We start from the raw sequence: 20,483 nt of genomic DNA, 5'->3' as shown, positions 1-20,483 counted from the left end.
GTCAAGCGGATAATAACTATTCAACCGAGTATAATACATATGCAAAGACAACTACTGTCCTTATTAACAGTGGCTGTACTTTCGGGAATGTGGTGTGCGTGTGAGAGTGGCAGTAATTCCCCTTCGTACAGTTGTTCAGGCTATACCATGCACCTGGCTTTCCAGGATAGCAGCGGTATTGATCTTGACATAAGTAATAACACCTTATTTCGCACCACCGCGGACACCGGGAACTATAAACACCTGGCCACCGAAGCCCTGATAGATTCTTTCAAGCTTATTATTAACCTGCTTGACGGGCCATATCATAACGACGCCATATGGGATGACAGCCTTCCCGAAAAAGTTTATTATTACAGCAAAACCAACCGGGGAGTGAACCAGGGACTGGTTTTGGCAGGTATAAGAGAGGGCACCACCATCAAATACTTTGAAACCGATACCTCCTGCGTGCTGCTAACCAAATGGGATCCTCAAAAGCTGACCATGACAGGCACCTACTACTTTGAAGCCAATAACCACACCGTAAAGGGCACCGGCACTTTTACCGACGTCTGTTTTGTTTCACTGAAATAGTGTGTTAGATTTGCTGCCTCATGCTATTCTCTGATATCATAGGACAGGAAAATATTCACCATCAGCTGGTGCAGGCAGTACAACAAAACCGGCTTAGCCATGCCATGCTGCTGCTGGCCCCGGAAGGCGCGGGCGGTTTACCCCTGGCGCTGGCGTTTACCCAATATCTTGTGTGTGAGAACAAGCAGGAGAACGATGCCTGCGGACAATGCCCGGCCTGCGTCAAAGCATCGCAGTATATCCACCCGGACATTCACTTTTCCTATCCTGTTATTCCGCGCAAGCCCGGCGATAAACCACTGAGTACAGATTATGCGGCTGAATGGCGGGAGTTTATCGGCACTCATCCCTATGGCAATGCCTATGACTGGCTGCAGTTTATCGGGGCAGAGAATAAGCAGGGCAATATTACGGCCAATGAATGTCATGATATCATCCGCAAACTCAGTCTTAAAAGCTTTGAAAGCCAGTACAAGATACTGCTGATGTGGATGCCCGAATACCTGGGCAACGAAGGCAACCGTTTGCTGAAACTGATAGAAGAACCACCGGCCAATACCCTGTTTATACTGGTAGCGGAAAACCAGGAGCAAATACTGGCCACCATTCTCTCCCGCACCCACCTGATCAGGGTTAACCCGCTTCCCAAAGAAGTGCTGGTTGATGCGCTGGTGAGCCGGGCCAGAGCAGCCCCTGCCAAAGCAAGACAGGCGGCTACCATTGCCATGGGAAATTACCGCGAAGCATTAACCCTTTTGCAGAATGCAGAGGATGATTACCATGAGCTGCTGCGCAACTGGCTGAACTTTATATTTACCGGCAATCGTCCTGCACTCCAGGCATGGATAGAACAGATGGCCAGCACCAAAACCGGGCGCGAGAACCAGAAACAGTTCCTTCGCTATTTTATCAACCTGCTGGAGCATAGCCTGCGTCTTCAGTTCCTGAACCGGGAACAGCTGGCATTTTCTGAAGAAGAAATGGATTTTGCCGCCAAGCTGAATAAGCTGGCCAACCTCCAACAAATGGAGAGCATCATGGAACTGCTGGATAACGCCTGCTATTATATTGAACGCAATGCCAATGCCAAGCTGCTATTTCACGCGCTATCCATCCGCCTGCAGTACATTTTCCGGAATAAACCCTTGCCGGTGCTCTAAAATTGGCGATCCCGCCAACCTTTCCCCGATTTTAGCTACCTTTGTGCCCACTGTCCTTTGTATCCTTTAAAATAATATGTATTTTGAAGGAGATCAGAGGGTAGGACTGGAATTGATATTTGGTAAAATTTAAATTAAACTGAACAATATGGCTTGTGCCGGATGTGGTACGGGTGCGGATGGGAAGCCAGCAGGATGCAAAAGCAACGGAGGATGCAGTAGCGGAGGATGTAACAGGCTTAATGTATTTGATTGGCTGGCCAATATTCCCTTGAGTGATAGCTTAGCACCATTTGATATTATAGAAGTAAGCTTTAATAACGGTAGTCGTAAAGATTTTTTCCGGAATGTTACCAGGCAGCTCTTTGAAAAAGGTGAAATGGTAACAGTGGAAGGCATCAGCGGTTTTGATATAGGAACCGTAAGCCTTACGGGCGAGTTAGTAAAGCTGCAGATGAAAAAAAGGCGGGCAGAAGATACCCCGGAGGTAAAAAAAGTGTTGCGCCGTCCTACGGCCGACGACCTGCACCGTATGAACGAGAACAAGGCCCGCGAAAGGGAAGCACTGATAAAAGCAAGGGCCCTGGCCCGCAATCTGGGCCTTGAAATGAAGCTGACAGAAGTGGAGATACAGGCCGATGGCCGTAAAGCTACTTTCTTCTATACTGCAGATGACCGCGTGGATTTCCGCGAGCTGATCAAGGTATATGCGTCTGAATTCCGGGTAAAGGTAGAAATGCGACAGATAGGCGCCCGGCAGGAAGCAGGTAAGGTTGGCGGTATTGGCAGCTGCGGACGTGAGCTTTGCTGCTCCACCTGGCTGTCTGATTTCAAAAGCGTGAACACCACCGCAGCCAGGTATCAGAACCTGTCTATCAACCAGGCAAAGCTGTCCGGGCAATGCGGCCGCCTCAAATGTTGCCTTAACTACGAGCTGGACACCTACCTGGATGCACTGAAAGACTTCCCCGAAGACGCCGATACCATCGAAACAGCAGCGGGAGTAGCCAGCCTGCAGAAAAGAGATATCTTCAAGAATCTCATGTGGTACAGCTACGACAGCAGCAATAAACAATATCCGCTCACTATTTCCCGTGTTAAAGAGATCCGCCAGCTGAACAAGCAGGGTATTAAACCCGAGGAACTCAAAGCCGTTGAAGTAGTGGTGTCCAAACCTAAGGAAACAGACCTGGGTTTTGCAGATGTAGTAGGCCATATCAGCCTTCGCTCCCTGGAAAAAACTGCGCACAAACGTAAGCAGAAGGACAAGGAAAAACAGAAGCAGCAACACCATCAGAAACAACAGTCGCAGCAGGGAGGTCAAAAACAATCCCAGCCGCAACAGCAGCCTAAAAGGGGCGGTGGTGATAACAGGCAGGAGCAAAAACAGCAGCACCAAAGACCAGAACAAAAACACCGGGAGCAGAAACAGCAACATCCGCAGCAACAAAAGCAGCGGCATGAAAAGCAGGGCCCCCGCCAGGATAACAGCAATAACCGGCAGGAACCAAGAGAACCAAGGGGCCACAGGGATCACAAACCGCGCCCTCCAAGGCCCAATAAAGGCAAAGAATAGTTAGTTTACTATACAACAGATAAAAAAGCGGGTATCGCCATTGGCTGATACCCGCTTTTATTTTATCTGCGTACACTCAGGTTTCCTGCTGAAAATGCAATTTGTAATAGTACATGTTTGTGCCCTCATCAAAACCACGTTCTATCAGATCGCGGTCGCCATGTATATAGATGTGAAAGTTGCGGTCCAGCTTTAATACACTCTTGAATACCTTTTGCTGTTTCTTTACAGCCGGGGCAGATATATCAAACTCGTCAGGTATTTCCTGGCGGAACTCCTGCTGGAAATGGTCACGATACTCTTTAAAAGAGGCAATGGCATCCGGATGCCCCAATACCTCCTGCGCAAAATCATCCAGCTGGAACTGCTCTTTTTCTTTAAAATAGGTAGCTGACTTATTGAGCAGGTCTACCTGGTCTACCCGGCTCATTTCATATTCATTGGGCAGCTTGTCCTGAATGAACAGTTTACACATGTTCACCGCGGTTTCTGTCTGAAGATAATTATCTTCCCGGCGCTGTACCTGTAAAAAAGCATCTTTCCAGTACACCGCCTCGTTCTGTTTGCTGATGCTGTCTATCACACTTACTTTATAACCGTTCTCTTCTTCTATATTGAATATCAGGCAGCCTTTGTCCAGTTTATTGATATTGATACCGTCCTCGTAATTTACCTGGTAATTGTCGTTGGAAAGAAATACCTTGAGGTACGTATCGCGGTTCTCCGATTTGAAGATGCCAATTGCCTCTGCCTCTTCACCGTCTGTAAGGCATTTGCTGAAATAGGCGAGGTATAGCTCACCGCCCTTTATCTTCGGGTGGGTGGAATGTTTATAGAGATGTTTGGCAATATTCACAGATTGCTCATAGAAATTGTCTTTGTCTGCAAAAATGCGCTTGCAGTACTGGAATACTTCATTTAACTGAAGATCGGCTTCATGATAAAAACGGAAATATTCGGCGTTATTATTAAACGGCTGTATAAAGTATGTAAGCAGCAGCTGGCTGATGGCTTCATCCTGCAAATCCAGCGGTACCTGTGAACAGATCAAAGGTTCATCCTGTGATGAATTACCTACTTTATGGATGGCCAGTTGCGCTAAATCCTGGAATGCTGAAACATGGATCATGGGTGCGAAAATAGTAAAAAAGCAGGCCATCTGTCACAGCACCGGATAGATATACAGGTTGCTTTCGCTGATAAAATTATATAGCTTCGCAAAGCCGCAGGCAGCGCCCTGCACACCATATTCAATCTGAACTAACATGCAAAGATCAATCTGTTTTTTAGCAGCTTTCATTATCATTTCTCTCTCTGTTACAGCACAGAAAAAGAAAGGATTGTATGAAGCTACTGACCTTACTCAGGAGAACATGTTCTCCCAGAACATTGAAGGGCCTAATTTTGACAAAGACGGCAACCTGTATGTGGTAAACTTCCAGCAGGATGGTACCATTGGCAAGATCAATACCAACGATGGCAGCGGAGAAATATTTGTGACCCTGCCGGAGGGCAGCATTGCCAACAGCATTGTATTTAACAGCGAAGGCAATATGCTCCTGGCCGATTTCAAAGGCCATAATGTACTGCAGGTGGATATGACTACAAAAAAGATCAGTGTATATGTTAATACCAAACAGTTCAATCAGCCAAATGATTTCTGCATTAACAGCAAGGGCCAGCTGTTTGCTTCTGATCCCAACTGGAAAGAGCAGAACGGACAACTGTGGCGTATAGACGATGGTGGTCACCCCGTGTTGGTTGAGCATCACATGGGTACCACCAACGGCATTACCCTGAGCCCTGATGAAAAAATCCTGTATGTAAACGAAAGTGTTCAGCGCAGAATATGGAAATACGATGTGGATGAGCGGGGAAATCTTTTCAATAAAAGACTTTTCACTGAATTTCCCGACTTTGGACTTGATGGTATGAAATGCGATAAAAAAGGGAACCTGTACGTATGCCGTCATGGCAAGGGGGTGATCGCTGTGTTTTCTCCGAAAGGACAGCTGATCCGTGAAATAGCCCTTAAAGGTAAACTATGCAGCAACCTGATATTTGGCGGTAAGGATAAAAAAACGGTGTATGTAACCCTGCAGGACAGAAAATGCATTGAGACCTTCAGGGTAGACACCCCGGGGAAATAATACTACGGCTTAGGGCCATATGACAATGGTCGATAGTCCACATAAATTCCGGACTATCGACCATTTTCTTTTTTAAATATTTAAACCGCCACAGGCACTGATCACCTGTCCGGTCAGATAATTACCCATATCTGATGCCAGGAACAGGCATACATTGGCAATATCCTCCGGTTTGCCGAAACGTCCCAGCGGGATCTTTTCTATATACGCTTTGGCGCCGTCACCATCTTTCAGGTAATGCGTCATATCCGTTTCAATAAACCCGGGAGCAACGGCATTGCAACGTATGTTGCGGCTACCCAGTTCCTGAGCGATGGATTTGGTAAACCCGATGATACCTGCTTTAGAGGCCGCATAGCTGCTTTGGCCTGCATTGCCTTTTATACCGATGATAGAGCTCATGTTAATGATAACACCGTTCTTGGCTTTCATCATAGGGCGTATTACATGTTTGGTCATGTTGTACACGCTCTTCAGGTTAATATCCATCACATCATCCCATTGGTCTGGACTCATACGCAGCAGTAGATTATCCTTTGAGATACCGGCGTTGTTCACGCAAATATCTACCTGGCCAAAATCTTTCAGTACATCATTCACCAGTGCTTCACAATCTTCATATAAGCCTGCGTTTGACTTATATGCCTTTGCCTTTACGCCTTTGGATTGCAGCTTTTGTTCCAGGGCCCTGGCTTTTTCATCAGAGCTTAAATATGTGAAGGCTACGTGCGCACCCTGTTCTGCGAATTTTTCTGCGATCGCTTCTCCGATTCCGCGGCTGGCACCTGTTACAATAGCAACTTTGTTCTCCAGTAATTTCATGTTGTCAGTTGATCTATTAAGTAGTTAAGAATGAGTATTGGAATATCTACAAAGCTTCAGCAAATTTCAGGATCTCTTCCACATAATGTCTTTCATTATTCAAACGAGGTACCTTATGCTGGCCTCCCAGTTTGCCTTTGCTCTTCAGCCATTCGGTAAAAGTACCTTTGGGCAGCACATGTATCACGGGCATGTGCAGTGCAATATCTTTATGCCGTTTGGCTTCATAATCAGAATTAACGGATTTCAGCTTATCATCCAGCGCCTGCGTGAACTGCCGGAGGTCTGCCGGGGGCGTTTCAAATTCTATCAGCCATTCGTGTCCGCCATTGCCCTGGTCACTGAAATAGATGGGTGCAGCTGTATAATCATTCACTATAGAACAGGTTACCTCACAGGCATGGGCAACTGCTTTATCTGAGTTTTCCACGATCAGCTCTTCCCCAAAAGCGTTAATGAAAGATTTGGTACGGCCGCTCACCTTGATACGGTACGGCGCCAGCGACACAAACTGTATGGTATCACCTACCAGGTAGCGCCATAGCCCGCCGTTGGTGCTGATGATGAGGGCGTAGTTTTTGTTAAGCTCAACATCCTGCAGCTGCAGGGTGCGGGGCTGTTCTTTCCCGTACTCTTCCATCGGCATAAACTCGTAGAAGATACCGTGGTTGAGGAACAACAGTAATCCCTCCTGGCCTATAATGTCCTGTGCAGCAAAGAAGCCCTCGGATGCATTGTAGGTTTCCTGGTAATACATATCGGGTTTGCGGATCAGTTTCCTAAACTGATCGCGGTAAGGCGTAAAGCTTACGCCACCATGCATGTACAGTTCTATATTGGGCCATACATCTGCAAGATTATCAGTGCCGGTAAGCTCGAAAATGCGTTTGATAAGCACCAGCGTCCAGGTAGGCACACCGGCTATAGATGTTACGTTTTCATGGATAACGGCATTGGCCATACGCTCTATTTTCTCTTCCCATTCATCCATCAGGGCAATGGAAAGATCAGGCGTGCGTATCATATTGCCATAGAAGGGCATGTTCTGTAACATAACAGCACTCAGGTCTCCATAGTAGGAGTCGCTTTCGGGTGAGAGTTTGTTCACCTGGTGGCTGCCACCTATGACCAGTGATTTGCCGGTGAGCAGATCTGAGTCGGGGAAGTTGTTGTAGAACAGGGAGAGCACATCCCTGCCCGAACGGTAATGGCATTCATCCAGGCTTTCTACAGACACAGGAATGAACTTACTTTTATCTGCTGTTGTGCCGCTTGATTTGGCAAACCATTTTATCGGGGTGTTCCACAGAACATTCTGCTGTCCTTCCATAACCCTCTGTATATAAGGTTTAATGGAATCGTAATTGTGTACAGGTACCCGTTGCTTAAATTCCTCTATTTTAAAGATGCTGGAAAAACCGTATTGCTTACCAAACTCAGTATACTGGGCGGCACTGATCAAACTTTGAAATACCTGCTGCTGCACCTGTAGGGGATATTGCATAAAATACTCTATGCGTCCCATACGCAATCGCGCCAATTGAGATATTGCAGGACTTAAAATTCTCATAATAGGAAAGGTTCATTTGAAGTTTTGAGGTCTGGCCCTCAATGATGTTATCTATTGTTGTTTAGCAGCTTCATCCAGGTAGTTTTTACGGCGCAGAATGAAATTTTGTCCAAGATACACTTTTCTTACCTGTTCGTCTGCTGCCAGTTCTTCGGCAGAGCCGGCCTTCAATATTTTACCTTCAAACAACAAATATGCCCTGTCTGTAATAGACAATGTTTCCTGTACATTATGGTCTGTAATGAGAATACCGATATTCTTGTACTTCAGCCTTGCAACGATAGACTGTATGTCTTCAACGGCAATAGGGTCTATACCGGCAAAAGGTTCATCCAGCAGGATAAATTTGGGATCAACGGCCAGGGCCCTGGCTATCTCTGTACGACGGCGCTCTCCCCCGCTCAGTACATCCCCGGGGCTTTTACGTACATGTTGTAACCTGAATTCGCTGAGCAGTGCTTCCAGCTTCTCTTTCTGCTGCGCCTTTTTCAGGTTGGTCATCTCCAATACGGCAGCGATATTATCCTCCACGCTTAATTTACGGAATACGGACGCCTCCTGGGGCAGATAACCAATGCCCATTTGCGCCCTTTTAAACATGGGAAGCTTGGTAATGTTCACCTCATCCAGGAATACTTCTCCTTCATCCGGCTTGATCAGCCCTACCACCATATAGAAAGTAGTGGTCTTACCTGCCCCGTTGGGGCCCAGCAAGCCTACGATCTCACCCTGCGACACTTCTACAGATACGTGGTTTACCACTGTCCTGTTACGGTAACGCTTAACTAACTGATCTGTATGAATTTTTAATGCCATATGTTCAAACTTAGCAAAAATAACCATTTAACCAAGATTATATTATTTTTGCCCCTCATAAAAATAACGGGATGAAAGTTACCGAACATATAGCTCAGGCAAAGGATACCCTGATCTCTTTTGAAATATTACCTCCGCTGAAAGGAAAGAGCATAGAGTCTATCTATGACCATTTAGACCCCCTGATGGAATTCAAGCCCTCATTTATCAATGTTACTTATCACCGCAGCGAGCATATGTTCAAAAAGAGGGGGGATGGTACTTTCGAAAAAGTAGAGATCCGTAAGCGGCCGGGTACTGTAGGTATTTGTGCCGCCATTATGAACCACTACAACGTAGATGCAGTGCCCCACCTGATCTGCGGAGGCTTTAGCAGGGAAGAAACCGAAAACGCGCTTATTGACCTCAACTTTCTAGGTGTGGATAATGTGCTGGTGCTGCGTGGAGACGCTCCCAGAAATGAAACCTTTTTTGAACCCAACCCCGACGGGCACCGCTATGCTATTGAGCTGCTGCAGCAGGTAGTACATATGAACAACGGTATTTACCTGGAGGAAGATCTGCAGGGCGGCGTAAAAACCAAATTCTGCATAGGCGTAGCCGGATACCCCGAGAAACATTTTGAGGCGCCCAACCTGCAGACAGACCTGACACATCTAAAAAAGAAGGTAGAGAACGGGGCTGATTATATTATTACACAGATGTTCTTCGATAACCGTAAATTCTTTGACTTTGTGGCGAAATGCCGCGAAATGGGCATAACGGTTCCGATCATTCCAGGGCTTAAACCACTTACCACCAAGAGGCAGCTTACGGTGCTACCCCGTACTTTCCATGTAGACATCCCGGATGATCTGGCCACCGAAGTATTGAAATGCAAAACAGACAAGGAGGTAGAAGAAGCAGGTACGCAGTGGCTGATACAACAGTCAAAAGAACTGAAAGCGTTTGGCGTGCCCGTACTGCACTATTATACCCTGGGCAAACCGAAGGTGATCAAAAAAGTAGTAGAGGCAATAGTATAAAGAAAATGCCAGTACGTAGAAACGTAATGGCATGTACGAATAACTGTCACACTTTTTGTTTTTTTGTCCTATGTCGATATCATTAAGACGGAAAACATAATATCTCCCCCTAAATAAAGAAGCAAAAAAACGTCCCGGCAAATGCCGGGACGTTTTCCTTTTAGTTGTACTATATTTCTATTATGGTTATTTCTTCTTTGTTTTGAACAGGTAACCAACGCTCACACCAAAGTAGTTGTTCTTTGATTTGCCACCATCCGGATCCAGGTTAGTCAGACCCAGGCTGTAGTTTACGCTGAACAGCAGACCATTTTTCAGTTCATAACCAGCCAGGAAGTTAGCACCGGCATCCAGGCGTTTCAGGTGCAGTGTTGCTTCGTCATCTTCGCCGATTTCTTCTGCTTTCCTGCCATCGAACTTAACTTTTCCGTCTTCTTCACCACTAGCCTTAGCTTTTCCGCTTAAGCCAAAGCCCAGGTAAGGACCAGCGCCTACGAAAATGCTACCAGCGCCAGCTTCGTGCTTATACATGAAGTTAACGGGCAGTTCCAGGTAATTCAATGTCAGTTTCTGCTCCGGGAAATTAAATTCAATACCTTCGATAGTCTCGGTGTAAGATGCTGATTTTACTCCTTTCATGATAAAGAGCAGTTGGGGCTGTAAAGAGAAATTCTCAGCCAGGGTGATGTCGGCAATACCACCGGCGTGAAAACCAGAAAGCCTTTTTGAAAGGTCACTAGCGTCTCCGCTTATTCCGGAGTTATTGTAACCAGCTTTAACACCGAAAGATACTTGGGCATAGGTAGACAGGGTTCCTACAAGGGCCAACAATACTAATACTACTTGTTTTTTCATTGTGAAAACTTGTTTTGTTAATTAATCGCCGCAAATATATATCACATATTCAATTTTAATAATTTGTTTATTTTAAATATTCGATTATTTTGAGCAGAAGACGTTTTAAGCAACATATTTATATATGATTAAAAAAACAAAAGTCCTGTCCAAGTAGTTTATGGACAGGACTTTATTAAACTATATTATTACCGTCAGTAATCTTCCCGGTTCAGTAAAACTCCCAGGCTGATACCCAGGTACCTGTTTTTAAGCGTGCTGCTGACCGATCTGTCAATGTCTGTTAACCCAATACTGTAATTGGCTCCCAATACTACCAGGTTGTTGAATTCCAGGCCCAGCATAATATTGGCTCCGGCATCCCAACGCCTCACCTGGGAATTGGTGGAGACAATATTAGTACGGTCGTTGAACCTGATCTCCTGGTGGGTATTTTCAACTACGCTTCCATTATAACGGATAGCCAGGTCGTATTTTCCATTCAGGGCATAACCGGCATAGGGGCCCGCTCCGGTGACCAGCTTCCCGAAAGAGAACGGGATCTTATATACAACGTTCAGCGGCAGCTCCAGATAGTGAAGCCTGATCTCCCTGGCCGATGGCATAAAAACACCTGCCGGGACCGCTGCCGGTGGTTCAAATTGAGCGCCCACTGTATTGTAGCGGAGCAGCGGCTGAATGTAAAGTCCTCCTTTCACCGGCATATTGACCATAAAATCCACATGCCAGCTGTTTAAGCGGGTGGGAGTACCGAGACCATTGTATTTGTAGCCAATGGTTGCATCTTTATAGCGCATATCTGCCAGGGTGTAGCCGCCTCGAAATCCAATACTAATCTGCGCATGTAGGGGTTGTCCGGCTAGGATAGCCAGGAATAGAAGATATGTAAAATTCTTCATGCATCTGTCCTGTTTAGATGAAAAACCTTTTGAAAACCGTTTTTTAAACTTTACTGTCCTTTTTTCCTTGATAGATCAGGGTCTCACAAACGTCTCTTCTTTGCACAGACCACGAAAGTACAAATTATAATAATGAGGTGCTTGTTAACATAAAAAAAACGGCCCTGAAACATTCAGGACCGTTTTGCAGATTTGCATGCGGTTACTGCTTTTACTTGCCACCGAATTTATAACCTACTGAAACACCGAAAGAGGTGTTCTTCCAGGAATAATCCACATTGTTGATCGTCTTTTCACTTACTACATTAACAAGACCCAGGTCAGTATTCAGTCCAAAATAAAGCCCTTGCGGCATTTCATATCCCACCTGGATACCTGCGCCAGCATCGAACCGGTTCAGTTTATAATCTCCGGCTTCATCATCAAAAGCTTTAACTTCTCCTGTGGCAGTACCAATAGTACCCTTTAGCTTACCTCCTACACCATAAGCCAGATACGGGCCCACGCCCAGCACCAGGTTACCGGTACCTACCTGTGGCTTGTACGTGAACAGGATAGGCAGTTGCAGGTAAGATAAATTGGCCTTGAAGCTTGCCAGGGCATTGTTATCCTTGTCTTTACCTCCCTTACCGGCGTATAATAAGCCGGTACCGATAAAGAATTCATCAGCCAGCGGAAGATCAGCCGTAATACCGGCCCTTACGCTGGTCTTCAGGCTACTTGTTTCTTTGTCGCTCCCTTCCTTGTTAGTATAACTGGAGAAGTTAGGGCCGGCTACTATGCCCCATTTAACCTGTCCGAAAGAAATTTCGGCGAACAACATGCCAACGGCGAACAATAGTACTTTTTTCATTTGTAAATGTTTTGCTTGGAAAGGCACCTGCAGGCCCGGTGCTGTCTCCTTTTTTGCTTGCATGGTTTATATAATAGGATGTGGCCTGCGCACATCATGATAAAAGCTATCCCTATATACAAAAGTTGAGGGTCAATTGTTTAGAACAGGTAACCAACAGATATACCAAATACGCGGTTCTTGTTCTTGTTATCGCTGCTGCTTTCTTCGCCTGAATTGATCTTGTTAAAACCAAGACCGTACTGGGCAGAAACCAGGAAATGGGATATTTCCGCACCTACCATTACGTTACCACCCCAGTCAAAACGCCTGTACTTATTCCGTCCCTGGTTAGGGTCATCGTTATTGAACGGGGTATCATCGTCCCATTCTATATCAGACTTACCACTGGTATTAACCACCCCGTTATTGAATTCATACTTGTTTTTACCGCCTACACCAAAGGCAAAATATGGACCAATACCTGCAAAGAGCCTGCAGTCTGAGCTTATCGGGATCTTACCTACAAAATTTAATGGAACCTCAATGTACCTGGGATTGGTTGTATACTTCGAATAAGGGTCTGTTACTGAGGGAGTGCCTTTGTTGCCTGACTCCAGTTTGGCCCCTTTACTGGAATAAAATACTCCCGGCTGAAAAGATAATACGTTCTGGATTAGCGGCATGTCGGCGATTACACCTACATGGTAAGACGGATAGGTCTTATTATTGTCAACAGTCCCATCGTTATTTACTGATATATTAGCCAGGTTGAGGCCACCTTTAACACCTACCCTCACCTGAGATACGGCCGCATATGATACGGCCAGGGCTGCAACGCATAGGATGATTCTCTTGCTCATAATCTAAAGGTTTAGTTCATGAAGAGTAAACCAAAGACTATGCCAATCGCTTTTTTCTCACTTTTATCTTACTGATTACAAACAGGTTACAGTATATCTTATCAGCAAACACGGCAAAAGCGTGTAGGCGGCATTCCCGTCCCGGGCATCATTTTGTTACCGCGGCGGTATCATTCTCCAACCTTTCCAGGAAACCATTCAGTTGTTCCACGCCTAAACGTTTGGCCAGGATCTTCTTTTTTTCGTCCAGCAGATAAACCACAGGAGTGCTGTATACATCGTACAGACGGCGGTAATTGCTTTGCGACTGGGGATCCCAGGCGTGTATCCAGCCGTTTAACTGGTACTTCTTTATAAATTGGAGCCATTCTTCCCGGGTTCCGTCTGTGCGTACCCCGATCATTACTACTCCTTTACGCTGCCAGTTGGCTTTAAATGCAGAATCCAGCTTCGGGACCTCCGTTTTGCAATGGCCACAGGTGGGGTCCCAGAAAACCAATACGGTATACTTTGCCTTTGTGCTGTAGAGTGACAGCGGCCTGGCAGCGGAATCCTGCATTTCCAGCGGAGGGGCTTGTTGTCCTATAAGATTGGGTGCAATTGCATAGGCCCTTGAAATAATCTTATTCTGCTGTTCTGCACTGAGCCAGTAGGCATCGCCGGGCACATAATATTTTTCCACCAGGTGCACAAATACCGCATCCATGCCCATGTACTGTGAGGTTTCATAGTGATAGGTGAGCCACCACAAGGTATATTTAAACATCTCCTTATCGTTGCGGGTCTTCGCCAGCAACTGATCACATTCTATTTTTGCTGAATCGGGATCTAAAGGCACCAGCTGCGTAAAGTATTTCTGCAATTTGCCCTCCAGAATGGGTGTGCGCACCAGTCTGCCGTCGTTCAGGTTTACATCGTCCCAGTAGTGCGTCTTAAAATAGCGGTAAGCAAAGGTAGAATCTGCATCAGCGGGTTTGGGTGGTATTTCCGGCTCTCTCATGGCCCTGAAGATGCTGGTCAGCAGCGATTCAGGATGCTTAGCCATAAAGTCATACCTGTAGTCCTGTATCTTTTTGTTCAAAGCCCCCTGCAGCGGTCTGGCCTTTGCACTGTCTGCCGCGGTTCTGGCAGCCAGCAATCGCTGCATTTCGCTTGATTCAGGGGCCAGGGAGGCCAGGAAACGGTTGTATTCCAGGAAAAGGTTGTTTTCAGGAGAATTTTTATAAACTGTTTTGCCTACCAGGTCGCTGGTGTCTGTCTCTATAGAGAAATGCTGCTTCTGATCCAGCAACATTTCAAAATACCGTTGCTTACCCGGGAAAACCACCAGGTAGATGCCGCCCGGCAGGGCTTCCTTACCTTTCAGCACGGCGGTGCCATCTGCACCGATCATAGCAGAATCGGCGAGGTAAGTGCCCTTACCCATATAATGTGCAAGGAACATCTTTCCACCGGTATATTGCTTGAAGTGTATAGTTAGCTCATAGCCCTGCGCCCACAGCTGCAGGTTGCCAAAGAGAAAGGTTGTGAGAATGAATATAAGTTTACGCATAGGATTAGGATGTGTAAATGTAAAATGATAAACGCAAAATGTGAAATATATGTTATGAGCTGCAAGCCCGAAGTTACAAGCCGTCAGCAGCTAATATATATGGCAAATCTTACAGTTTCTGGCTGATAGCTTATGTCTAATTAACTACCTTTGCATCCGTGAGGAAAAAAAATGTAGTACTGGAAAAAGTACCGGTAAGCGCTTATGCCGCAGAAGGTAAAGCCCTGGCCCGTAAAGATGGCAAAGTGATATTCATTGAAGGCGGCGTGGTACCCGGCGATGTGGTGGATATCAGGCTCAGTAAGAATAAAAAAGACTGGGCTGAAGGCAAGGCCATTCATATCCACTCCTATTCCAGCCAGCGTGTAAAGCCTTTTTGTGAACATTTTGGCACATGCGGCGGCTGTAAATGGCAGATGTTGCCCTACTCCCTTCAGCTGGAATATAAACAGCAGCAGGTGGAAGACCACCTGCGCCGTATAGGCAAGCTGCAGTTCCCTCCTATCGCTTCTATCCTGGGAGGGCAGCACAGCACCCGCTACCGTAACAAGCTGGAATTCACCTTCAGTAACAAGGCCTACCTTACCGATGAAGAAATTGCCCGGGAAGGCACTATTCCCCGCCGCAATGCCCTGGGCTTTCACATTCCCAGGCTGTTTGATAAGGTACTGGACATTCATACCTGCCACCTGCAGGACGAGCCCGTGAACAAGATTCGTAACACTGTCCGCGAATATGCCCTTGCAAACGACCTGTCTTTCTATGACATCCGGGCGCAGCAGGGCTGGCTACGGAACCTGGTAGTACGGATCTGTACCACCGGCGAGGTAATGGTGAACCTGGTGATCAACCATGAGGATGAACCGGCCCGCAAGGCTTTACTGGACCATCTGCTGGCGGCCGTACCAGACATTACCACCATTGTTTATACCATCAATCCTAAGAAGAATGATAGTATATTTGACCTGGAGCCCCGGGTGTATTACGGAAAAGGCTACGTTGAAGAGCAGCTTGAAGAATTCGTCTTTAAAATAGGCCCCAAGTCTTTTTTCCAGACAAATACCTACCAGGGCACGGTACTTTACCAGGTAACAAGGGAGTTTGCCGGACTGACCGGAACAGAAATTGTATATGACCTGTACTGTGGTACCGGCAGCATTGGTATTTTTGTATCCCGCAAAGCCGCCAAAGTGATTGGCATAGAACTGGTCAAAGAGGCGATAGACGATGCGAGGGAAAATGCAGCCCGCAACAAGGTAAACAATGCTACATTCTTTGCAGGCGACGTTGTTGACATCTGTGATGATAACTTCTTCGCACAACATGGCCAGCCAGACGTGGTCATCACAGACCCTCCACGGGCAGGTATGCACGAAAAGCTGGTTAGTAAGCTGCTTCAGATAGCAGCGCCTAAAATAGTATATGTAAGCTGTAACCCGGCTACGCAAGCCAGAGATCTGGCATTGTTAAGCGAGTTATATTCTGTTACAAAAGTTCAGCCCGTAGATATGTTCCCACATACCCACCATATTGAGAACGTAGTACTGCTGGAGAAAAAAACCATAGCTAAATAAGATACGATGAACGAATTCAGGCCCGGCAGATTTGAAATTCTTCCTATGGTGATCAAAAATCTATTGATCATCAATGGATTGGTATACCTGGCACAAGTAACCCTTGGCCCTATGATAGGCGACTGGGTTACAGATAGATTTGCCCTGCATTACTGGGGTTCAGACCTGTTCCGCCCACACCAGCTCGTCACTCACCTGTTCATGCATGGTTCTTTCGGCCATCTTTTCATGAATATGTTCACCCTCTGGATGTTCGGCAGCACACTTGAAAATGTATGGGGCCCCAAAAGGTTCCTGATATTTTATATTATCTGCGGTATTGGCGCTGCCCTGTGCCACCTGGGAGTGCTTACATACGACAATATTAATCTTACACGTGATGTCGAAGCATTCCTGAGAGATTCTTCGTTCTCTAACTTTGCCCTGCTTGATCGTAATTATGACCTGGATTTCGCCAATTTCAGGGTGGATGGTCTTAAGGCAGCATTTGCACAACACCCTGCAGATCCCCAGCTGATCCAGGAGGCAAGGATCTATGTACAAACATATGTTGCCTACTATCGCGATACCGCTACCCTGGGTGCTTCCGGCGCAGTATACGGCATACTGTTCGCCTTTGGCTACCTGTTTCCGAATGCCCTCATCTTTTTGTATTTTTTATTCCCGATCAAAGCAAAATACGTTGTTGGCATGTTGATTGTAACGGAAGTGTTTTTAGGGATACAGAATTCCGCCGGCGATAACGTAGCGCACTTTGCGCACCTGGGCGGCGTGTTAATCAGCTTCATTTTGTTGAAGATCTGGAACAAGAATAACCGGCGGCATTTCTATTAGTCGTAAATTTGTAACAAAGCGATCAGCATGCGTACAGTGGAAAAAGAAAGGATCCCCAGCCTAACTTTGGGAGAGGAAAGAAACATCGTTACCCAGATCCTGGTTGTAAATCTGACAATATTTATTTTGCTGCTGTTCACCAGGGTAATTTATAATATGGAAGGTTATGGTACCGAACGGTTTAACCAGGAGATCCTTTCCTGGGCAAGCCTTCCCGCCAACCCTGCCCGCCTGCTTACCCGTCCCTGGACACTGATTACCGCCATGTTTTCCCATATCAGCTTCTGGCAGGTTTTCAGCAACATGTTATGGCTTTGGTGCTTCGGCTCCCTGCTGCAAAGCCTTGCCGGTCATCAGCGCATCCTCCCGCTGTACCTCTTTGGCGGCATTTGCGGCGCTATCTTTTATGTGATGGGCATGCACGCCATCCCCTCTTTTGAATCTCTGCTGCCGCAGGCTTCCCTGATAGGCGCCGGTGCAAGCGTAATGGCCCTTGCCATAGGCGTTACCACCATCGCCCCCAATTATCGTATCTTCCCGCTACTAGGCGGTGGTATTCCTCTCTGGGTTATTACGCTTGTTTTTGTAGCGTCACATGTCAGTGCGCATATTTTCTCCGCTAACGATAATTCACATACCTATTTCCCTTCCCTGATAGGCGGCGGACTTACGGGTTTTCTCTACATGCTGCAATGGAAAAAAGGAAAAGACTGGGGTGCCGGCTTTAACCGCCTTACCTACAAGGCCAGCCATGTATTTCACCCTACAGAACAGGAACATCCCGATGTTACCATTATCAAGAAAAAGCTCACAGCCTCCGGTGGCAACAACCCTTATCGCAGAGTAGGCAATGTTCCGGAGCAACGGCTCAACGAAATACTGGACAAGATCAACGAACAGGGAATGAATGCCCTTACACCCGAAGAAAAAGAAACCTTGGTCAGGGCCAGCAAACAGGAATAACCCCATCATCTTATCATAAATTCCCCAGCACCATTTGGAAATTGACAAGTGGATAAGTAAATTTATCTTTTGTTAAACACCACAATAACTAAGAACCCCAATCACCGTGAAATTATTGCAAGTACTGCTACCCCGCATTCTGCTCTGCTGCAATTGCCTGTTAATAGCTGCATTGCTAATATCCGTGTGGCTTCCTCACCTCAGCCCGCAGCTATGGTGGCCCAGCGGTTTTGCAGGCCTGCTCTTCCCCGTCTTACTTTGCCTGAACCTGCTATTTATACCGGTCTGGCTCTTATATAAGAAAAACTATTACTGGCTCCCGGTGGCGGCCACCCTGCTGTCGTACAAAGCCATACTGGTCAGCTTCTCCCCGCAGCTGCCCCAGGAGCCGGCCATGGGCCTGCGCCCTCCCTCCCAGTTCACAGTAATGACCTTCAACACCAGCAGTATGGGGGTAAAGGGCTATAAACTGGATAAAGAATTGCATGCCTCCATCATCCATACTTTGAAGGAAGCCAGTCCCGATCTGCTCTGCCTGCAGGAGTTCTACACCAACGATGACCCTAAGCTGACCGATAATATTGCCACCATCCGGCAAAACCTGGGTTATGGGCACTACTATTTTACGTCAGACAAAACCCACTGGGATACCTGGCATTATGGTATCATTCTCTTCTCCCGCTACCCGGTGATTCATACACGCAAAATACCCTGCGGCTACAGTGAAGCTGGCAGCGGCAGTAGTATACTGGAAGCAGATGTGCTGATCAATAATGATACCGTCAGGATCTATTCCGCTCAGCTCCGGTCTTACATGTTCAATCCCACAGAGCTTTCGCAGATCAATGCCATTAAGCGCCTGAATGGCCATCATGCACAGCTGCCGGCAGCCCGGGCCCTTGCTTCCAAGATGCGGCAAACCTTTACCATTCGCGCCCGGCAGGCGCAATTACTGCATGGACTGGCTACAGCAAGCCCTTACCCGGTAATTGTCTGCGGCGATATGAACGATACCCCGGTTTCGTATACCTATTACACCGTAAGCCGCCAATTGCAGGATGCTTTCCTGGAAAAAGGCAGCGGTATCGGCCGTACGCTTTCTTTCCTGTCGCCCACATTACGTATAGACTACATACTGGCGCATAGCCAGTTTAACATTCATGGTTACCGCACATTCACCAACGCTTCTTTTGAACATTTTCCTGTAATGGCGAGTTTCTCCCTCAAAGGGAAGTAAAGGCGAAGGGTATTTAATATTCCCTATCTTTAAACAAAAAAGAGTCAGGTTACAGGTGAGATTCATCAGATTATTCGCGAAAAGTATTCTGCTAACAGTAAATATCGGGGTAGTATTCCTGTTTCTCCTGGCGTGCCTGGCGCCCTGGGTGTCGCCCCAACGCTGGTGGCCTATCAGTTTCATCACCCTCGTATTCCCCTACCTGCTTGTGTTGCTGGTATTGTTTGCCGGCGCCTGGCTCCTGCTTAATATTAAATACAGCCTCATTTCAATCCTTGCCTTGCTAATCGGCTGGAAATCCATCAGCGCATACATTGCTTTTAACTGGCCTTCCGCTGAAAAGCAGTTTACAGCACCGGAGAACAGTATTAATGTAATGAGCTACAATGTAGGCCTGTTTGGCCTATACCGCGAAAAAGACAGCAAATACAACCGGCAGGCTATGTTCGCGCTGATCAAAAAACAGGCGCCTGATATTGCCTGCTTCCAGGATTTCTATACCTCTGAAAAACAACACGATTTCAATAACCGGGAAGATATCTCCAGGGAAATGCAGCTGCCCTACCGTTATTTTTCAAGCGACTTTAACCGCGATGGAATGCAGCACTGGGGCACTATTATATTCTCCCGTTACGCTATCATACAATCAGAAAAGGTAAAATTGTCTCCCGGACCGCTTGGCGAAAGCCTCATCTATGCAGATGTAGTGCGGAAGAAAGATACTTTTCGAATCATTAATATGCACCTGGAATCTTATCGCTTCAATGAAAAAGATTACCGCTCTATAGAAAAGATCAAAAAGCAGGAAGATACCGGCCTTGTTGCCACCAAAGGCATTATGCAGAAGATGAGAGAAGCATTTCAGCGCAGAGGCAGGCAGGCGGATATTGTGGCGGATTTTATTCGTAAAAGTCCTTATCCTGTAGTGGTTTGCGGCGACTTTAACGATACTCCCGCCTCATATACCTATTTTACCATTAAAGGCGGGCTGCAGGATGCTTTCCTGGAAAAGGGCACCGGCATAGGGCGCACTTTTACCGGCTTGGCGCCTACCCTCCGCATAGATTACATTTTACCAGGAAAATCCTTTACAGTAAACAGTTTTCGTAAGATCAACTCAGATCTCAGCGACCATTATCCAGTTATTGCCAATCTCACCCCGGGCGGTCGCTAAGGACT

At 46.6% G+C, this 20,483-nt stretch carries 19 protein-coding genes; 10 read left to right on the top strand and 9 right to left on the bottom strand.

What is annotated here, in order from left to right; all coding sequences use genetic code 11:
• Window positions 1–39: 39 nt before the first annotated feature.
• The 3 genes from Q0577_RS19955 (at window position 40) to ricT (ending at window position 3,312) form a co-directional block, all read left to right on the top strand.
• Window positions 40–576, top strand: coding sequence for a hypothetical protein (locus tag Q0577_RS19955; RefSeq protein ID WP_298739404.1), 537 nt, complete (start codon window positions 40–42; stop codon window positions 574–576).
• 20 nt (window positions 577–596) lie between these two features.
• Window positions 597–1,736 (top strand): hypothetical protein, encoded by a 1,140-nt coding sequence (locus Q0577_RS19950; protein WP_298739403.1) that lies wholly within the window; start codon window positions 597–599, stop codon window positions 1,734–1,736.
• Window positions 1,737–2,007: 271 nt separating this feature from the next.
• Window positions 2,008–3,312, top strand: coding sequence for a regulatory iron-sulfur-containing complex subunit RicT (ricT, locus tag Q0577_RS19945; protein ID WP_298739402.1), 1,305 nt, complete (start codon window positions 2,008–2,010; stop codon window positions 3,310–3,312).
• Between the two features lie 76 nt (window positions 3,313–3,388).
• On the opposite strand, the gene Q0577_RS19940 is transcribed toward ricT, so the two are convergent.
• A complete protein-coding gene (locus tag Q0577_RS19940; RefSeq protein ID WP_298739400.1) occupies window positions 3,389–4,441 on the bottom strand; it encodes a nucleoid-associated protein in 1,053 nt (350 codons plus the stop codon).
• A 136-nt stretch (window positions 4,442–4,577) separates the two neighbouring features.
• Here Q0577_RS19940 and Q0577_RS19935 point away from each other — a divergent pair, with 136 nt between their 5' ends.
• Window positions 4,578–5,462, top strand: coding sequence for an SMP-30/gluconolactonase/LRE family protein (locus tag Q0577_RS19935; protein WP_298739399.1), 885 nt, complete (start codon window positions 4,578–4,580; stop codon window positions 5,460–5,462).
• A gap of 72 nt (window positions 5,463–5,534) precedes the next feature.
• Here Q0577_RS19935 and fabG read toward each other — a convergent pair whose 3' ends face one another.
• The 3 genes from fabG to lptB all read right to left on the bottom strand — a co-directional run bounded on the left by fabG (window position 5,535) and on the right by lptB (window position 8,670).
• Window positions 5,535–6,284 carry a 3-oxoacyl-[acyl-carrier-protein] reductase gene (gene fabG / locus Q0577_RS19930; RefSeq protein WP_298739398.1) on the bottom strand — a complete coding sequence of 250 codons (750 nt, stop codon included), beginning with the start codon at window positions 6,282–6,284 and terminating at the stop codon, window positions 5,535–5,537.
• A 46-nt stretch (window positions 6,285–6,330) separates the two neighbouring features.
• Window positions 6,331–7,788 (bottom strand): GH3 auxin-responsive promoter family protein, encoded by a 1,458-nt coding sequence (locus Q0577_RS19925; RefSeq protein ID WP_298739397.1) that lies wholly within the window; start codon window positions 7,786–7,788, stop codon window positions 6,331–6,333.
• 117 nt (window positions 7,789–7,905) lie between these two features.
• Entirely contained in the window at window positions 7,906–8,670 is a 765-nt protein-coding gene (lptB, locus tag Q0577_RS19920; RefSeq protein WP_298739395.1) for an LPS export ABC transporter ATP-binding protein, read from the bottom strand.
• Window positions 8,671–8,741: 71 nt separating this feature from the next.
• Between lptB and metF the strand changes: the two genes are divergently transcribed.
• Window positions 8,742–9,695 carry a methylenetetrahydrofolate reductase [NAD(P)H] gene (gene metF / locus Q0577_RS19915; RefSeq protein WP_298739393.1) on the top strand — a complete coding sequence of 318 codons (954 nt, stop codon included), beginning with the start codon at window positions 8,742–8,744 and terminating at the stop codon, window positions 9,693–9,695.
• 186 nt (window positions 9,696–9,881) lie between these two features.
• Here metF and Q0577_RS19910 read toward each other — a convergent pair whose 3' ends face one another.
• The 5 genes from Q0577_RS19910 to Q0577_RS19890 all read right to left on the bottom strand — a co-directional run bounded on the left by Q0577_RS19910 (window position 9,882) and on the right by Q0577_RS19890 (window position 14,696).
• On the bottom strand, window positions 9,882–10,550 hold the full coding sequence (locus tag Q0577_RS19910; protein WP_298739391.1) for a porin family protein: 669 nt from the start codon (window positions 10,548–10,550) through the stop codon (window positions 9,882–9,884).
• A gap of 194 nt (window positions 10,551–10,744) precedes the next feature.
• On the bottom strand, window positions 10,745–11,449 hold the full coding sequence (locus tag Q0577_RS19905) for a porin family protein (RefSeq protein ID WP_298739390.1): 705 nt from the start codon (window positions 11,447–11,449) through the stop codon (window positions 10,745–10,747).
• A gap of 211 nt (window positions 11,450–11,660) precedes the next feature.
• Window positions 11,661–12,302, bottom strand: a complete 642-nt coding sequence (locus tag Q0577_RS19900; RefSeq protein ID WP_298739389.1) for a porin family protein — start codon at window positions 12,300–12,302, stop codon at window positions 11,661–11,663.
• A gap of 140 nt (window positions 12,303–12,442) precedes the next feature.
• A complete protein-coding gene (locus tag Q0577_RS19895) occupies window positions 12,443–13,144 on the bottom strand; it encodes a porin family protein (protein ID WP_298739387.1) in 702 nt (233 codons plus the stop codon).
• Window positions 13,145–13,292: 148 nt separating this feature from the next.
• Window positions 13,293–14,696: a TlpA family protein disulfide reductase gene (locus tag Q0577_RS19890; protein WP_298739385.1), complete on the bottom strand. Its 1,404-nt coding sequence runs from the start codon at window positions 14,694–14,696 to the stop codon at window positions 13,293–13,295.
• Between the two features lie 158 nt (window positions 14,697–14,854).
• On the opposite strand from Q0577_RS19890, the gene rlmD reads away from it, so the two are divergent.
• From rlmD to Q0577_RS19865, 5 genes are all read left to right on the top strand, one after another.
• A complete protein-coding gene (gene rlmD / locus Q0577_RS19885) occupies window positions 14,855–16,270 on the top strand; it encodes a 23S rRNA (uracil(1939)-C(5))-methyltransferase RlmD (RefSeq protein ID WP_298739383.1) in 1,416 nt (471 codons plus the stop codon).
• 6 nt (window positions 16,271–16,276) lie between these two features.
• The gene (locus Q0577_RS19880) at window positions 16,277–17,104 is read left to right on the top strand and encodes a rhomboid family intramembrane serine protease (protein WP_298739381.1); all 828 of its coding nucleotides are present in this window, start codon (window positions 16,277–16,279) and stop codon (window positions 17,102–17,104) included.
• Window positions 17,105–17,131: 27 nt separating this feature from the next.
• Window positions 17,132–18,067: a rhomboid family intramembrane serine protease gene (locus Q0577_RS19875; protein ID WP_298739379.1), complete on the top strand. Its 936-nt coding sequence runs from the start codon at window positions 17,132–17,134 to the stop codon at window positions 18,065–18,067.
• Between the two features lie 106 nt (window positions 18,068–18,173).
• Window positions 18,174–19,304 (top strand): endonuclease/exonuclease/phosphatase family protein, encoded by a 1,131-nt coding sequence (locus tag Q0577_RS19870; protein ID WP_298739377.1) that lies wholly within the window; start codon window positions 18,174–18,176, stop codon window positions 19,302–19,304.
• Window positions 19,305–19,359: 55 nt separating this feature from the next.
• On the top strand, window positions 19,360–20,478 hold the full coding sequence (locus Q0577_RS19865; RefSeq protein WP_298739374.1) for an endonuclease/exonuclease/phosphatase family protein: 1,119 nt from the start codon (window positions 19,360–19,362) through the stop codon (window positions 20,476–20,478).
• Window positions 20,479–20,483: the final 5 nt, after the last annotated feature.

It is taken from the genome of uncultured Chitinophaga sp., from assembly GCF_937898475.1.
GTDB lineage: Bacteria > Bacteroidota > Bacteroidia > Chitinophagales > Chitinophagaceae > Chitinophaga.
Note: the sequence above shows the minus strand (reverse complement) of the source record. Positions and strands in the feature narration are given on the sequence as shown.

Bases quoted from the DNA above. Each gene is read 5' to 3' on its own strand.
- Q0577_RS19955 (WP_298739404.1), top strand. From the start codon at position 40: ATGCAAAGACAACTACTGTCCTTATTAACAGTGGCTGTACTTTCGGGA.
- Q0577_RS19950 (WP_298739403.1), top strand. From the start codon at position 597: ATGCTATTCTCTGATATCATAGGACAGGAAAATATTCACCATCAGCTG.
- Q0577_RS19940 (WP_298739400.1), bottom strand. From the start codon at position 4,441: ATGATCCATGTTTCAGCATTCCAGGATTTAGCGCAACTGGCCATCCAT.
- Q0577_RS19935 (WP_298739399.1), top strand. From the start codon at position 4,578: ATGCAAAGATCAATCTGTTTTTTAGCAGCTTTCATTATCATTTCTCTC.
- fabG (WP_298739398.1), bottom strand. From the start codon at position 6,284: ATGAAATTACTGGAGAACAAAGTTGCTATTGTAACAGGTGCCAGCCGC.
- Q0577_RS19925 (WP_298739397.1), bottom strand. From the start codon at position 7,788: ATGCAATATCCCCTACAGGTGCAGCAGCAGGTATTTCAAAGTTTGATC.
- lptB (WP_298739395.1), bottom strand. From the start codon at position 8,670: ATGGCATTAAAAATTCATACAGATCAGTTAGTTAAGCGTTACCGTAAC.
- metF (WP_298739393.1), top strand. From the start codon at position 8,742: ATGAAAGTTACCGAACATATAGCTCAGGCAAAGGATACCCTGATCTCT.
- Q0577_RS19910 (WP_298739391.1), bottom strand. From the start codon at position 10,550: ATGAAAAAACAAGTAGTATTAGTATTGTTGGCCCTTGTAGGAACCCTG.
- Q0577_RS19905 (WP_298739390.1), bottom strand. From the start codon at position 11,449: ATGAAGAATTTTACATATCTTCTATTCCTGGCTATCCTAGCCGGACAA.
- Q0577_RS19900 (WP_298739389.1), bottom strand. From the start codon at position 12,302: ATGAAAAAAGTACTATTGTTCGCCGTTGGCATGTTGTTCGCCGAAATT.
- Q0577_RS19895 (WP_298739387.1), bottom strand. From the start codon at position 13,144: ATGAGCAAGAGAATCATCCTATGCGTTGCAGCCCTGGCCGTATCATAT.
- Q0577_RS19890 (WP_298739385.1), bottom strand. From the start codon at position 14,696: ATGCGTAAACTTATATTCATTCTCACAACCTTTCTCTTTGGCAACCTG.
- Q0577_RS19880 (WP_298739381.1), top strand. From the start codon at position 16,277: ATGAACGAATTCAGGCCCGGCAGATTTGAAATTCTTCCTATGGTGATC.
- Q0577_RS19875 (WP_298739379.1), top strand. From the start codon at position 17,132: ATGCGTACAGTGGAAAAAGAAAGGATCCCCAGCCTAACTTTGGGAGAG.